14 protein-coding genes are annotated in these 14,079 nt (G+C 73.2%); 12 read left to right on the top strand and 2 right to left on the bottom strand.

What is annotated here, in order from left to right; all coding sequences use genetic code 11:
* Positions 1–15 precede the first annotated feature (15 nt).
* Positions 16–1,566 carry a GGDEF domain-containing protein gene (locus SM577_RS12640; protein ID WP_302919227.1) on the bottom strand — a complete coding sequence of 517 codons (1,551 nt, stop codon included), beginning with the start codon at positions 1,564–1,566 and terminating at the stop codon, positions 16–18.
* Between the two features lie 82 nt (positions 1,567–1,648).
* Between SM577_RS12640 and prmC the strand changes: the two genes are divergently transcribed.
* From prmC to SM577_RS12620, 4 genes are all read left to right on the top strand, one after another.
* On the top strand, positions 1,649–2,587 hold the full coding sequence (gene prmC, locus SM577_RS12635) for a peptide chain release factor N(5)-glutamine methyltransferase (protein ID WP_474587067.1): 939 nt from the start codon (positions 1,649–1,651) through the stop codon (positions 2,585–2,587).
* On the top strand, positions 2,587–3,234 hold the full coding sequence (locus SM577_RS12630) for an L-threonylcarbamoyladenylate synthase (protein WP_088997429.1): 648 nt from the start codon (positions 2,587–2,589) through the stop codon (positions 3,232–3,234). Before prmC ends, SM577_RS12630 begins: the two co-directional genes overlap by 1 nt.
* Positions 3,235–3,846 carry an arsenate reductase/protein-tyrosine-phosphatase family protein gene (locus SM577_RS12625; protein ID WP_302919225.1) on the top strand — a complete coding sequence of 204 codons (612 nt, stop codon included), beginning with the start codon at positions 3,235–3,237 and terminating at the stop codon, positions 3,844–3,846. It begins immediately after the preceding gene.
* A gap of 225 nt (positions 3,847–4,071) precedes the next feature.
* On the top strand, positions 4,072–6,183 hold the full coding sequence (locus tag SM577_RS12620) for a transglycosylase domain-containing protein (RefSeq protein ID WP_302919224.1): 2,112 nt from the start codon (positions 4,072–4,074) through the stop codon (positions 6,181–6,183).
* Here SM577_RS12620 and SM577_RS12615 read toward each other — a convergent pair.
* Positions 6,158–7,651, bottom strand: a complete 1,494-nt coding sequence (locus SM577_RS12615) for an SDR family oxidoreductase (protein WP_302919223.1) — start codon at positions 7,649–7,651, stop codon at positions 6,158–6,160. The two genes, SM577_RS12620 and SM577_RS12615, sit on opposite strands and share 26 nt — an antisense overlap.
* 35 nt (positions 7,652–7,686) lie before the next feature.
* Here SM577_RS12615 and SM577_RS12610 point away from each other — a divergent pair, with 35 nt between their 5' ends.
* The 8 genes from SM577_RS12610 (at position 7,687) to atpA (ending at position 14,070) form a co-directional block, all read left to right on the top strand.
* Entirely contained in the window at positions 7,687–8,976 is a 1,290-nt protein-coding gene (locus SM577_RS12610) for a serine hydroxymethyltransferase (RefSeq protein ID WP_302919222.1), read from the top strand.
* Entirely contained in the window at positions 8,969–9,403 is a 435-nt protein-coding gene (locus SM577_RS12605; protein WP_302919221.1) for a hypothetical protein, read from the top strand. Before SM577_RS12610 ends, SM577_RS12605 begins: the two co-directional genes overlap by 8 nt.
* 180 nt (positions 9,404–9,583) lie before the next feature.
* Positions 9,584–9,820, top strand: a complete 237-nt coding sequence (locus SM577_RS12600; protein WP_302919220.1) for an AtpZ/AtpI family protein — start codon at positions 9,584–9,586, stop codon at positions 9,818–9,820.
* 12 nt (positions 9,821–9,832) lie between these two features.
* Positions 9,833–10,630 carry a F0F1 ATP synthase subunit A gene (atpB, locus tag SM577_RS12595; RefSeq protein WP_302919219.1) on the top strand — a complete coding sequence of 266 codons (798 nt, stop codon included), beginning with the start codon at positions 9,833–9,835 and terminating at the stop codon, positions 10,628–10,630.
* Positions 10,631–10,698: 68 nt separating this feature from the next.
* Positions 10,699–10,938, top strand: coding sequence for an ATP synthase F0 subunit C (locus SM577_RS12590; protein ID WP_302919218.1), 240 nt, complete (start codon positions 10,699–10,701; stop codon positions 10,936–10,938).
* Between the two features lie 26 nt (positions 10,939–10,964).
* Positions 10,965–11,501, top strand: a complete 537-nt coding sequence (locus SM577_RS12585) for a F0F1 ATP synthase subunit B (protein ID WP_302919217.1) — start codon at positions 10,965–10,967, stop codon at positions 11,499–11,501.
* Positions 11,501–12,322 (top strand): F0F1 ATP synthase subunit delta, encoded by an 822-nt coding sequence (locus SM577_RS12580; protein ID WP_302919216.1) that lies wholly within the window; start codon positions 11,501–11,503, stop codon positions 12,320–12,322. The genes SM577_RS12585 and SM577_RS12580 overlap by 1 nt, the downstream gene beginning before the upstream one ends.
* Before the next feature lie 92 nt (positions 12,323–12,414).
* Positions 12,415–14,070, top strand: coding sequence for a F0F1 ATP synthase subunit alpha (gene atpA, locus SM577_RS12575; RefSeq protein WP_302919215.1), 1,656 nt, complete (start codon positions 12,415–12,417; stop codon positions 14,068–14,070).
* Positions 14,071–14,079 lie beyond the last annotated feature (9 nt).

Below are 14,079 nucleotides of genomic sequence, written 5' to 3'. Positions count from 1 at the left end.
CGGGGGGCAACCGCCTCAGGAGGCGCGGGGACGGGCCTTGGCGCGCAGCATCTCCCGGTCGGCGATCTCGAAGGCGGTGCCCAGCGCGTCGCGCAGGCCGGCGCCCGAGCCGGAGACCTCGGCGAACCCGATGCTGACCCCGACCGGGGTGCCCGGCACCAGCGACTCCCAGTCCTCGGTGCGCACGGCGGCCTCGATCCGGCGGGCCACCTCGGCGGCCTCGGCCATCCCCGCGCCGGGCAGCACCACCACGAACTCGTCGCCGCCGTAGCGGGCCACGAAGTCGCCCCGGCGCATCACCCGGTTGATCACCCCGGCCACCCGTTGCAGCACCAGGTCGCCGGAGTGGTGCCCGTGCCGGGTGTTGACCGCCTTGAAGCCGTCCAGGTCGCAGACGCCGATCACCACCTGTTCGCCGCGGGCGACCACGGCGGCGATGTAGCGCTCCAGGCGGCGGCGGTTGGGCAGCCCGGTCAGCGGGTCGGTCAGCGCCTCGCCCTCGTAGCGGGCCGCCTCGCGGCGCATCTCCTCGTGGTCGATGCGGGCGGCGATGCCGTCGATGTAGACGTCCCGCAGCCGGTCGTTGCGCTGGGCGGCGAGCCGGAACGCCAGCCGGTCGGCCCGGTGCGCCGCCGCGTGGTCGCCGGCCCGGGCCAGGGCGATGCTGCGCAGCCGGGCCGGTTCGGCGGCGCCGAGCGTCTCGCTGGAGACCCGGACCGACTCCAGCCGGGTGACCGCCTCGATCGGCCGCCCCTCCGCGATGGCCAGGCAGACCTGGCCGAGCTCGCGCATGTCCCGGGCGCGGGCGCTGTCCCCGCCGTGGCCGAGCAGCCGGGCCGGGGCGGCGTCGGTGCCCACCTCCAGCCGGTCGCCCAGCGACGCCTGCCGGGCGGCGGCGTAACCGTACGCGGCCAGGCTGCTCGGGCGCAGCCGCCCGGCCCGCCCGCCCCGGATGAACCGGCCGAGGTCGGCGGCGACGTCGCGGAGCACCCGCAGGCACCCGTCGCTGTCCCCGTTGTGGTCCAGCGCCACCGCGTTGCGCAGCCGGATGCCCGGCGCGGCGAACGTCTCCTCGGGGATCCCGGCCACCTGCCCGAGCTGGCGGGCCCGCTCGATGGCCCCGAGGGCGTAGCCGTGGAAGCTGAGGTAGGAGTAGGCCATCGCCAGGTCGTGCCAGCCCCAGGCGGTGTCCCGGTCGGGGTCGTCGACCGCGCTGAGCGCCCGGGCGGACTTGACCAGGTGGGTGACGCAGCGGTCCAGCGCGCCCTGGTGGTGCGCGGCGAGCGCGGCCAGCGCGTTCAGGTGCCCGTGCAGGTAGGGCTCGGCGAGGTCGCGGACCGCGCCGGAGGCCTCCTCGATGGCCCGGGTGAACTCCGCGGTACGACCGAGATTGATCAGTGCGGAGAGCCGCTGCACCAGCGCGTCGGCGCGGGCGTACGGGTCGCTGGTGCTCCGGATCACCCGGTCCACCACGGCGTACGCCTCGGCCGACCGGCTCGCCTCCTGCAGCGCCCGGGACTGCCTCAGGGCGTCAACCTGGTCGGTGACCCGGTCGAGCCAGCCCACTGGCGACCTCCTGTCGGTGTGCGTCCGCACGCACCCGCTCGTAATGTGAACCGCGACGCTTCATGATTATGTCGTGACCATCGTGCCGCAACACCCGTCCGAAGAGACGAACCGGGAGCGTCCGTCCGTGGCGGTGGTCCGGGCGGCCCGCGTGCTGGCCGAGGCCGGGGTCGAGGCGGCGCGGGCGGAGGCCGAGCTGCTGGCCGCGTACGTGCTGGACGTGCCGCGCGGCCGGCTGGCCCTGGCCGACGGGTTCACCTCGGCGCAGCGCGAGCGGTACGCGGCGCTGGTCGCCCGCCGGGCGGACCGGGAGCCGTTGCAGCACCTCACCGGCCGGGCCGCCTTCCGGCACCTGGAGCTGGCCGTCGGCCCCGGGGTGTTCGTGCCCCGCCCGGAGACCGAGCTGCTCGCCGGCTGGGGCGTCGAGCAGGCCGGCACGGTGGCCGACCCGCTGGTGGTGGACCTGTGCAGCGGCTCCGGCGCGATCGCCCTCGCGGTCGCCCAGGAGCTGCCCTCGGCCCGGGTGGTGGCGGTGGAGGGCTCGCCGGCGGCGCTGCCCTGGCTGCGCCGCAACGCGGCCGAGCGGGCCGCGGCGGGGGACCGGCCGATCGAGGTGGTCGCGGCCGACGTCACCGCGCCGGACCTGCTGGCCGGGCTGGCCGGGCGGGTGGACGTGCTGCTCTGCAACCCGCCGTACGTGCCGGCCGAGGTGGCCGTGCCGCCCGAGGTGGCCCGGCACGACCCGGCGGAGGCGGTCTTCGGCGGGCCGGACGGGCTGGCGGTGATCCGCCCGGTGGTGGCGCGGGCGGCGGCGCTGCTGCGGCCGGGCGGGGCGCTCGGCGTCGAGCACGACGACACCCACGGCCGGACGGTGCCGGAGCTGCTCGCCGCCGACGGCCGGTACACCGCCGTCACCGACCACCCGGACCTCACCGGCCGGCCCCGGTTCGCCACCGCGTCCCGCCGGGCGGACGGTCGGCACCGGTTCACCGGCGCGACGTGGCAGACTGGCTCCTCGTGATGCTCTACGACTGCCGGTCGCCCGCCGACCGGGACCGCGGCATCGCTGCGGCCATCGAGGCGGTCAAGAACGGCGAACTGGTCGTCCTGCCGACGGACACGGTCTACGGAATCGGCGCGGACGCGTTCACCCCGTACGCGGTCAAGGCGCTGCTCGACGCCAAGGGGCGGGGCCGGCAGATGCCGCCACCGGTGCTGATCGGCTCCCGGCACACCCTCGACGGGCTGGTCTTCTCGCTGCCCCAGGCGGCCCGGGACCTGGTCGAGGCGTTCTGGCCGGGTGCGCTGACCATCGTGGTCGAGCACTCGCCGAGCCTGCAGTGGGACCTCGGGGACAAGACCGGCACGGTGGCGGTGCGGATGCCGCTGCACCCGGTGGCCCTGGAGGTGCTGCGCGAGACCGGCCCGATGGCCGTCTCGTCGGCGAACAAGACCGGCCAGCCGGCCGCGGTCACCGCCGAGGAGGCGCGCGACCAGCTCGGCTACTCGGTGCGCGCGTACCTGGAGGCCGGGCCCTGCCCGGACCCGGTGCCGAGCACGATCGTGGACCTCACCGGCGAGGTGCCGCAGCTGCTCCGGCTGGGCGCCATCCCGCTGGAGAAGCTGCGCGACGTGGTGCCGGACATCGTCGAGAGCCAGGTGGCCTGAGTGCCCCCGTTCACCGTGCTGCACGTCTGCATGGGCAACATCTGCCGGTCGCCGATGGCCGAGCGGCTGCTCGCCCTCGCCGTCGCGCAACGGCTGTCCCGGCGCGGGGTCGACCCGGCCCGCGCGGACGAACTGCTGCACAGCCACAGCGCCGGCACCGGCGGCTGGCACGCCGGCGAGGAGATGAACCCGCCGGCGGCCCGCCAGGTCACCACCCGCGGTGGCAGCACCGAGGGGTTCGCCGCCCGCAAGCTGCGCTCGGATCTCATCGACGCGGCCGACCTGGTCCTCACCGCCACCGCCGACCAGCAGGAGTACGTGGTGGCGCTGCGCCCGGACGCCGCCGCGCGCACCTTCGTGCTCGGTGAGTTCGGCCGGCTGCTGGCCGCGGTGGACACCGCCGCGCTGCCCCCGGCCGAGGCCACCGGCGAGGCGGTGTACGCCCGCGGGGTGGCGCTGGTCGAGGCCGCCCACGCCGCCCGGCAGGGCGCCAGCCCGCTGCCCACCGACGATCTCGACGACCCGTGGGGCCGGGGCGACCAGTGCTTCAGCCGGGTCGCCGACGAGATCGAGGAAACCGTCCACCCCCTGGCCACCGCCCTACTGCCCTAACCTCCTGCCGGGTCGCCCACCCGTCGATCATGAAGTTGTTGACCCGACACGCCGATGCGCGGGTCGACGACTTCATGATCAACCATCTCGGTGGTGTGTCCGGCCGTGGGAGCGGTGTCCGCCTCGCGAATTTCCTGCGGGTTTGCCGAAACGCGGGGGCGGAAGGGGCGTTTCGGGTCATTCTGAACGGGTCCTAGCGCGATCCGGCTCCTGCGGGGAGAGCTGATGACCCGGGCCCATCTGCACCGAGTGCTGACCATCCTGATCGCCGGCGTACTGGCCGGCCTGGCGCTGGCGGCGGCGGCCCTGCCGGCCGCGCTGGTGTTCGGGATCGGCTTCTCGGCGCTCGCCGCGCCGTACGCGGAGCTGCCGAACACCCTGCGCACCCCGCCCACCGCCCAGCGGTCCAACCTGTACGCCAGCGACGGCACCACCCTGATCACCTCCTTCTACCAGGAGGACCGGGTGGACGTACCGCTGGCCGAGGTGGCCCCGGTGATGCGCCAGGCCATCGTCGCCGCCGAGGACGCCCGGTTCCACCAGCACAGCGGGGTGGACCTGCGGGGCGTGGCCCGGGCCTTCACCGTCAACCAGGGATCCGGCGAGACCCGCCAGGGCGCCTCCACGCTGACCATGCAGTACGTCCGCAACGTGCTGAGCAGCGACCCCCGGCTCAGCGAGGCGCAGCGCGCCGCGGCCACCGAGATCACCACCGCCCGCAAGGTCCAGGAGATGCGGTACGCGCTGGCGCTGGAGCGGGAGTTGAGCAAGGACCAGATCCTCGCCCGCTACCTGAACATCGCGTACTTCGGCGCCGGGGCGTACGGGGTGGCGGCCGCCAGCAAGCGGTACTTCTCCAAGGCGCCGGCCGACCTCACCCTCGGCGAGGCGGCGCTGCTGGCCGGCCTGGTCCGCTCCCCGCACACCGACGACCCGATCAACGGGGACGCGGACAGCGCCCTGCGCCGCCGGGCGTACGTGCTGGACCGGCTGGTGGCGGCGGGGCAGGTGCCGGCCGAGGAGGCCGCCCGGGCCGGGGCCGAGCCGCTGAAGCTGCGCCCCAGCGAGACGCCGAACGACTGCACGGCGGTGCCCGAGGGGCACAACGACTGGGGCTACTTCTGCGACTGGTTCACCCGCTGGTGGAACGCCCAGCCGGCGTTCGGCGCCAGCGTCGACGAGCGGCAGCGCACGCTGCGCCGGGGCGGCTTCTCCATCGTCTCCTCGCTCGACCTCGCGGTGCAGCGCGCCGCCGTCGAGCAGGTGCACCGGATCTACCGGGCGAGCGACCGCCGGGCGATGCCGACGGCGGTGGTGCAGCCCGGCACCGGCCGGGTGCTCGCGATGGCGGTGAACCGGAACTACCGGGTGGACGCCAACCCGCCCGGGCAGAAGAACCACCCGAACACCGTCAACCAGCTCGTCGCCGGCGGCGGGGCGATCTCGGGCTACCAGGCCGGGTCGACGTTCAAGCTCTTCGCGGTGCTGGCCGCCCTGGAGTCCGGGCTGCCGCTGCGGACCGAGTTCGACTCGCCGGACCGCTTCGTCACCCGGTACCCGGCCTCCGGCGAGGCGAGCTGCGACGGCTACTGGTGCCCGCGGAACGCCAGCCCGTCGATGGAGGGCTGGCACGACATGTGGACCGCCTTCGGCGAGTCGGTGAACACGTACTTCGCCTGGCTGACCGAGCGGGTCGGCGCGGACCGGGTGGTGGAGATGGCCGAGCGGCTCGGCATCGTGCTGCGCGCCCCGGACGACGCCCGGCTGGCCCGCCACGGCGCCCGGACCTGGGGCCCGTTCGTGCTCGGCGTGGCCACCACCACGCCGCTCGACCTGGCCGGCGCGTACGCCACGCTGGCGGCCGAGGGGACGTGGTGCGCGCCGCTGCCGGTCACCTCGATCACCGACGCGGCCGGTCGCCCGGTCGACGCGGCCAAGCCGGACTGCCGCCAGGTGCTCGACACCGAGGTGGCCCGCGCGGCGGCGGACGTGGCCCGCTGCCCGGTCGGCGACCAGTCCATGTACAACCGCTGCGACGGAGCCACCGCGAGCCGGCTCCGGGACCGGCTGGGCCGGCCGGTGGCCGGCAAGACGGGCAGCTCGGAGCGGTACGCCACGGAGACCGTGGTGGCGTTCACCCCGCAGCTGGCGGTCGCCGCCATCGCCGCCAACCCGGACGACCCGCGGGACGCGGTGGGTCAGGCGGTGCAGAGCCGGATGGTGGACGCGGTGGCCCAGTTGATGTCGTTCGCCCTGCGCGACCAGCCGATCCGCGACTTCGTGCCACCGAGCGAGGCGACCGCCTTCGAGGTCAGCGGGGCGCGGACCGGGAACTGACCGGCCCGGCCAGCTGCTCCGCGCCGCGGGCGATGTTGCGGGCCATCCCGCCGAAGACCACCGCGTGGAACGGCGCCACCGACCCCCAGTACGCGTGCCCGGACAGGCCGCGCGGGAGGAAGACCGCCCGCTGGTGGTAGCGGCTGTGCCCGTCGGAGCCGGGCAGCACCCGCATCTCCAACCAGGCGCGGCCGGGCAGCCGCATCTCGGCGCGCAGCCGCAGCAGCTCACCCGGGACGATCTCCTCCACCCGCCAGAAGTCCAGCGCCTCGCCGACCTGGAGCCGGTGCGGGTCGCGCCGCCCCCGGCGCAGCCCCACCCCGCCGACCAGCCGGTCCAGCCAGCCGCGCACCGACCAGGCGAGCGGGAAGGAGTACCAGCCGTGCTCCCCGCCGACCCCCTCGATCACCCGCCAGAGCACGTCCGGCGGGGCGGCCACCGCCCGTTCCCGCTCGTCGGTGTAGGTGGTGCCGCCGGACCACTTCGGGTCGCTGGGCAGCGGTTCGGCCGGCGCGTCCGGGCCGCTCGCGTTCGACCACCGGGTCTCCACCGCGGCGTCGCGGACCTTGGCCAGCGCCAGCTCCACCGCCTGGTCGAAGCCGGTGAGCCCGGCCGGCGGGTCGGGCACGTACCGGGCGATGTCGTGCTCGCGGGCGACCGCCTCGTGCACCAGGCTCTCCACCAGCGGCCGGGCGATCGCGTTCGGCACCGGGGTGATCAGCCCGACCCAGAGCGAGGAGAGCGCCGGGGTCAGCGGCCGCACCGGCACGATGAACCGCCGGGGCAGCCCGGCGACCCGGGCGTAGCGCTGCATCATCTCCTGGAAGGTGAGCACGTCCGGCCCGCCGATGTCGAAGCCCCGGTCGACCTCCGGCGGCAGGTGCGCGCATGCGACCAGGTAGTGGAGCACGTCGCGGACCGCGATCGGCTGGATCCGGTTGCGCACCCAGCGCGGGGTGACCATCACCGGCAGCCGCTCGGTGAGGTGGCGCAGCATCTCGAACGACGCCGAGCCGGACCCGATGATCACCGCGGCCCGCAGCACTGCGGTCGGCACCCCGCTGTCCAGCAGGATCCGCCCCACCTCGGCGCGGGACCGCAGGTGCGCCGACCCGGCCGACCGGCCGGCCGCCGGCTCCGGCCCGCCCAGGTAGACGATCCGGCGTACGCCGGCGGCGCGGGCGGCCGCCGCGAAGTTCTCCGCCGCCTCCCGGTCGGCCGCCTCGAAACCGGCCTGGCCGAGCGAGTGCACCAGGTAGTACGCGACGTCCACGCCGGCGAACGCGGCCGGCAGCGTCTCCGGCCGGCGCAGGTCGCCCTCGGCGATCTCGACCCGGCTCGCCCACGGCACGTCCCGCAGCCGGCCGGCCTTGCGGGCCAGGCAGCGTACGGTGTGTCCGGCGGCCAGCAGCCGGGGCGCGAGCCGCCCGCCGATGTACCCCGTGGCTCCGGTGACCAGGCATCTCACGATCCCCAGTCTGCGGCCCAATAGACTCTGGCGCTGTGGACACCGCGCAAAGCACCTTCTGGGGGCCGGACTTCGACCAGCTCCGGGCCACCGACCCGGAGATCGCCGGGGTGGTGCTCGGCGAGCTGGACCGGCTGCGCGGCGGCCTCCAGCTGATCGCCAGCGAGAACCTCACCTCGCCGGCCGTGCTCGCCGCGCTCGGCTCGACGCTGACCAACAAGTACGCCGAGGGCTACCCGGGCCGGCGCTACTACGGCGGCTGCGCCGAGGTGGACCGGGCCGAGGAGATCGGCATCGCCCGGGCGAAGGAGCTCTTCGGGGCCGAGCACGCCAACCTCCAGCCGCACTCCGGGGCGAGTGCCAACCTGGCCGCGTACGCGGCGCTGGTGCAGCCGGGCGACACGGTGCTCGCCATGGACCTGCCGCACGGCGGGCACCTGACCCACGGCAGCCGGGTGAACTTCTCCGGCAAGTGGTTCCACACCGTCGGCTACACGGTGCGCCGGGACACTGAGCTGATCGACTACGACGAGGTGCGCGACCTGGCCCTGGCGCACCGGCCCAAGATGATCATCTGTGGCGCGACCGCGTACCCGCGGCTGATCGACTTCGCCCGGTTCCGGGAGATCGCCGACGAGGTCGACGCGTACCTCATGGTGGACGCCGCGCACTTCATCGGGCTGGTCGCCGGCAAGGCCATCCCCTCCCCGGTCCCGCACGCCGACGTCGTCTGCGCCACCACGCACAAGGTGCTGCGCGGGCCGCGTGGCGGGATGATCCTGTGCCGGGAGTCGCTGGCCCAGCGGATCGACAAGGCGGTCTTCCCGTTCACCCAGGGCGGCCCGCTGATGCACGCCGTCGCGGCCAAGGCCGTCGCGCTGCGCGAGGCCGCGCAGACCGAGTTCCAGGCGTACGCGACCCAGGTGGTGCGCAACGCGCAGGCGCTCGCCGCCGGGCTGGCCGCCGAGGGCATGCGCCCGGTCTCCGGCGGCACCGACACCCACCTCGCCCTGATCGACCTGCGCGAGGTGGGGGTGACCGGCGCCGACGCCGAGGCGCGCTGCGACGCCGCCGGCATCACGCTGAACAAGAACGCCATCCCGTACGACCCGGAGAAGCCGATGGTGGCCTCCGGGATCCGGGTCGGCACGCCCGCCGTGACCACCCAGGGCATGCGGGAGGGCGAGCTGCGCCGGGTCGCCGGGCTGATCGCCCGGGCGGTGCGCACCGATCCCGCCGATCCGGGCGGCAGCGACCGGCTGGCCGCTATCGCGTCCGAGGTGACCGAGCTGGTCACCGAGTTCCCGGCGTACCCCCGTGGCTGAGCCCGGGGTGCGCGAGCCGGCGCCGGCCGCGGCGACCGACCGGCGCTGGCGGCTGCGCCACCTGCCGGTGCTGCTGGCCGCGAGCGGCCTGCTGGCCGCCGCGGCCGCGCTGCTCGGCGCGGTCACCGGCGGCGCCGACGCGGCGCTCGGCGCGGCGGCCGGGGTGGGTGTCACGGTGGCCAGCTACACCCTGACCACCGTGGTGCTGGCCTGGGCCGACTCGGTGAACCCGCAGCTGGTTCTCCCCTTCGGACTCGGCCTCTACGCGGCCAAGTTCACCCTGCTCGGGGTGGTGATGGTGGCCGTGGCGTCGACCGGCTGGGCCGGCCTGATCCCGCTCTGCCTGGGCATCGCCGCGGGCGTCGTGGTCTGGACCGGGGTGCACATCTGGTGGCTCACCGCCGTGCATGCCCGCGGCACTCGCTGACCGCGGGAATCCCACCCCTCGGACGACGCGGAAATGTGTCCGCCATCGGTCATTTCCAGGCTGGCGGAAGGGGAGTAGCGTGCCCACAGACGCGCCTGCCCGCCCGACGCCCACACAACGACGGTTGTGCGGGGGGTGAGGCACAGCCTCGTCTTCCCGACTGATATCGTTCGCCCCGTCATGGCTGATGACCAAACCCCCCGACCCAGCGGCGACCGGGACGACGTTCCGTCCGGTGCCGGCCAGGGCTGGACTGCGCTCGCGTACCTGATCGCGGGCATGGGGGTGTGGGGTTTCATCGGCTGGCTGGTCGACCAGTGGCTCGACACCGGGGGCATCGCCCTCGGGATCGGCGCCGTGCTCGGCATGGCCGGGGGGATCATCCTGGTCGTCCGCCGACTCGGCACGCCTACTTAGGAAGGGACGCAGGTGTTCGGAGCGGCGAACGTTCTGGCTCAGGGCGAGGCAGCATTCCCACCCAGCGTGGAGGACTTCTACCTGCCCGGCATCCTGCCCTGGGGTGCGGAGAACTCCTACTGGTTCACCAAGATCACCGCGATGGTCTGGCTGGCCGTCGGCGTTCTGATCATCTTCTTCCTGGCGACCTACCGGAAGCCGCAGCTGGTGCCGACGAAGAAGCAGTGGCTGGCCGAGTCGATCTACGGCTTCGTGCGGAACAACATCGCGGTCGACATGATCGGGCACGCGGGGGTGCGGTTCGCGCCGTACTTCACCACGCTCTTCTGCTTCATCCTGCTGACCAACCTCTTCGCGATCGTGCCGTTCTTCCAGATCTCGCCGAACTCGCACATCGCCTTCCCGACGATCCTCGCCGTGATCAGCTACGTGCTCTTCATCTACGCGGGCATCCGGCACCACGGCGCCGGCAAGTTCTTCAAGAACTCCCTCATCCCGCCGGCGCCCTGGTACATCCTGCCGCTGCTGATTCCGATCGAGTTCGCTTCGACCTTCCTCTTCCGGCCGTTCACGCTGGCCGTCCGTCTCTTCGCGAACATGTTCGCCGGCCACATGATCCTGCTGGTCTTCACGCTCGGCGGCTTCGCGATGCTCAACGCCAACGCCTGGCTGGCGCCGGTGTCGGTCCTGTCGTGGGTGATGACCGTGGCGCTCACCTTCCTCGAGTTCCTGGTGATCGTCCTGCAGGCGTACGTCTTCACGGTGCTGACCGCGAGCTACGTGCAGGGCTCGCTCGCCGACGAACACTGATCCACCTCGCACCAACCGTTGTCGTCCCGCGTGACCGTCACGCGTGATAACCAGGAGGAACCACACCAATGGACGCTAGCGTTCTCGCCGAAGTCACCGGCAGCACTGCCGCCATCGGCTACGGCCTCGCCGCCATCGGCCCGGGCATCGGCGTCGGCCTGGTCTTCGCCGCCTACATCCAGTCGACCGCCCGCCAGCCGGAGTCCTCGCGGATGACCCTGCCCTACGTCTGGATCGGCTTCGCCGTCATCGAGGCGCTCGCCCTGCTGGGCGTCGCCTTCGGCTTCGTCTGGGCTGGTCAGGCCTGATCCCGCCATTCGACCGGGAGGTTGCCATGTTCCAGCTCGCTGCCGAGGGAGGGACGGAGCACAACCCGATCCTGCCGGTCTGGCAGGAGATCGTGGTCGGCTCCATCGCGTTCGCGATTCTCTGCTTCGTGCTGATGAAGTTCGTCTTCCCGCGCATGGAGCAGACGTTCCAGGCTCGGGTGGACGCGATCGAGGGCGGCATCAAGCGCGCCGAGGCCGCCCAGGCCGAGGCCAACCAGCTGCTCGAGCAGTACCGCGCGCAGCTCGCCGAGGCGCGTACCGACGCTGCCAAGATCCGGGACGACGCCCGGGCCGACGCCGAGGGCATCCGGCAGGACATCCTCGCCAAGGCGCGGGAGGAGTCCGACCGGATCATCGCGGCCGGCAAGGAGCAGCTCGCCGCGGAGCGGGCCACCATCGTGCGCGAGCTGCGCACCGAGGTCGGCACCATCGCGGTCGACCTGGCCAGCAAGATCGTCGGTGAGTCGCTCGCCGACGAGGCGCGCCGCAAGGGCACCGTCGACCGGTTCCTGAGCGGTCTCGAGAGCACGGGGGCCCGCTGATGCAGGCCGCCAGCCGGGAGTCGTACAAGATCGCGGCCGAGCGCCTCGACGCGTACGTCCGCGGCGCGGAGCCGTCGGCGGTGGCCACCACCGCCGACGACATCCTCTCCGTCGCCGCCCTGCTGCGGCGGGAGCCGCGGCTGCGCCGGGCGCTCTCCGACCCGGCCCGCTCCGGCGAGGACCGGGTCGCCCTGCTGACCGGGATCCTCGGCGGCAAGGTCGGCGCGGACGCGATCGAGCTGCTCACCGCGCTGGTCTCCGGCCGGTGGTCGGCGCCGTCGGAACTGCTCGACGGCACCGAGCGGCTCGGCGTGGAGGCGCTCCTGGCCGCCGCCGACTCGGCCGGCGAGCTGGGGGAGGTCGAGGACGAGCTGTTCCGTTTCGGGCAGGTCGTCTCCGGTTCGCCCGAGCTGTCCAACGCGCTCTCCGACGGGATGGCGCCGGTCAAGCAGCGGGCCGCCCTGGCCGACCAGTTGCTCACCGGCAAGACCCGACCGATCACCGGCTACCTCGTCGGGGTCGCGCTCGCCGGCTTCGGGGGACGCTCCTTCACCGGGGCGCTCACCCGGCTGGTCGAGCTCGCCGCCGACCGGCGCGACCGGCAGGTGGCGTACGTGACGGTGGCGGCCCCGTTGAGTGAAGAGGAGGAGCGCCGACTGGGCGCCAGCCTCTCCGCGATATACGGTCGGGAGGTATCCGTCAAGCAGACGGTGAACCCCGAGGTCCTCGGTGGCGCGAGCGTGCGGGTCGGCTCCGACCTGTACGACGGCACCGTCCTGCGCCGCCTCAACGAGACCCGCAACGCGCTCGCGAAGCGCTGAGGCGGCTCCGCCGCGCAGCGCCTGAGAATAGACGCCATTCGGACCGGTCGGTACTAGGTATCCCGGGCCCCTGATACTTAAGGAAGCAGAGGATGGCCGAGCTGACCATCTCGACGGAGGAGATCCGCGGCGCCCTGGAGCGCTACGTCTCCTCCTACACGTCCGACGTCTCCCGCGAGGAGGTCGGCACCGTCGCCGACGCCGGCGACGGCATCGCCCACGTCGAGGGCCTCCCCTCGACCATGACCAACGAGCTCCTGGAGTTCGAGGACGGCACGCTCGGCGTGGCGCTGAACCTCGACGTCCGGGACATCGGTGTCGTCGTCCTCGGTGACTACGCCGGCATCGAGGAGGGGCAGCGCGTCAAGCGCACCGGCCGGGTGCTCTCCGTGCCGGTCGGCGACGCCTTCCTCGGCCGCGTGGTCAACGCGCTCGGCCAGCCGATCGACGGCCTCGGCGACATCGCCAACGAGGGCTACCGCGAGCTGGAGCTGCAGGCTCCGAACGTGATGGCCCGGCAGTCCGTCTTCGAGCCGATGCAGACCGGCATCAAGGCGGTCGACGCGATGACCCCGATCGGCCGGGGTCAGCGGCAGCTGATCATCGGTGACCGGAAGACCGGCAAGACCACCGTCGCCCTGGACACCATCCTCAACCAGCGGGACAACTGGCGCTCCGGCGACCCGACGAAGCAGGTCCGCTGCATCTACGTCGCCGTCGGCCAGAAGGCCTCCACGATCGCCTCGATCAAGGGCCTCCTGGAGGAGGCGGGCGCGATGGAGTACACCACCATCGTCGCGTCCCCGGCCTCCGACCCGGCCGGCTTCAAGTACCTCGCCCCCTACACCGGCTCGTCCATCGGGCAGCACTGGATGTACGGCGGCAAGCACGTCCTGATCGTCTTCGACGACCTGAGCAAGCAGGCCGAGGCGTACCGCGCCGTGTCGCTGCTGCTGCGCCGCCCGCCGGGCCGCGAGGCGTACCCGGGTGACGTCTTCTACCTGCACTCCCGGCTGCTGGAGCGCTGCGCGAAGCTGTCGGACGAGATGGGCGGCGGCTCGATGACCGGTCTGCCGATCATCGAGACCAAGGCCAACGACATCTCGGCCTTCATCCCGACCAACGTGATCTCGATTACCGACGGTCAGATCTTCCTCGAGACCGACCTGTTCAACCAGGGCGTCCGGCCGGCCATCAACGTCGGCACCTCGGTCTCCCGGGTCGGTGGCGCCGCGCAGGTGAAGCCGATGAAGAAGGTCGCCGGCTCGCTGCGGCTCAACCTGGCCCAGTACCGCGAGCTGGAGGCGTTCGCCGCCTTCGCCTCCGACCTGGACAAGGCCTCCCGGGCCCAGCTGGAGCGCGGTTCCCGCCTGGTCGAGCTGCTCAAGCAGCCGAACTACTCGCCGTTCCCGGTGCAGGAGCAGGTCGTCTCGGTCTGGGCCGGCACCGAGGGCAAGCTGGACGACATCCCGGTGGGCGAGATCCGGCGGTTCGAGTCGGAGTTCCTCCAGTACCTGCGGCACAAGCACGAGGGCGTCCTCGCGGCCATCGCCGACAACAAGTGGGACGACGACATCATCGCCTCGCTGGACACCGCCATCACGGAGTTCAAGCAGGTCTTCCTCGGCAAGGAGGACGAGCGCCGGATCAACGAGGCGCCGGCCGCCCCGCTGGAGGGTGACGAGGCCCGTGAGACGGTGACCCGCTTCCGCGACGGCACGACCGACCGCCCGGTCGAGAACCAGTAAGGGCTGACC

It is taken from the genome of Micromonospora desertarenae (assembly GCF_056150265.1).
The sequence above is the reverse complement of the archived record's forward strand: the minus strand, read 5'-3'. Positions and strand labels throughout refer to the sequence as shown.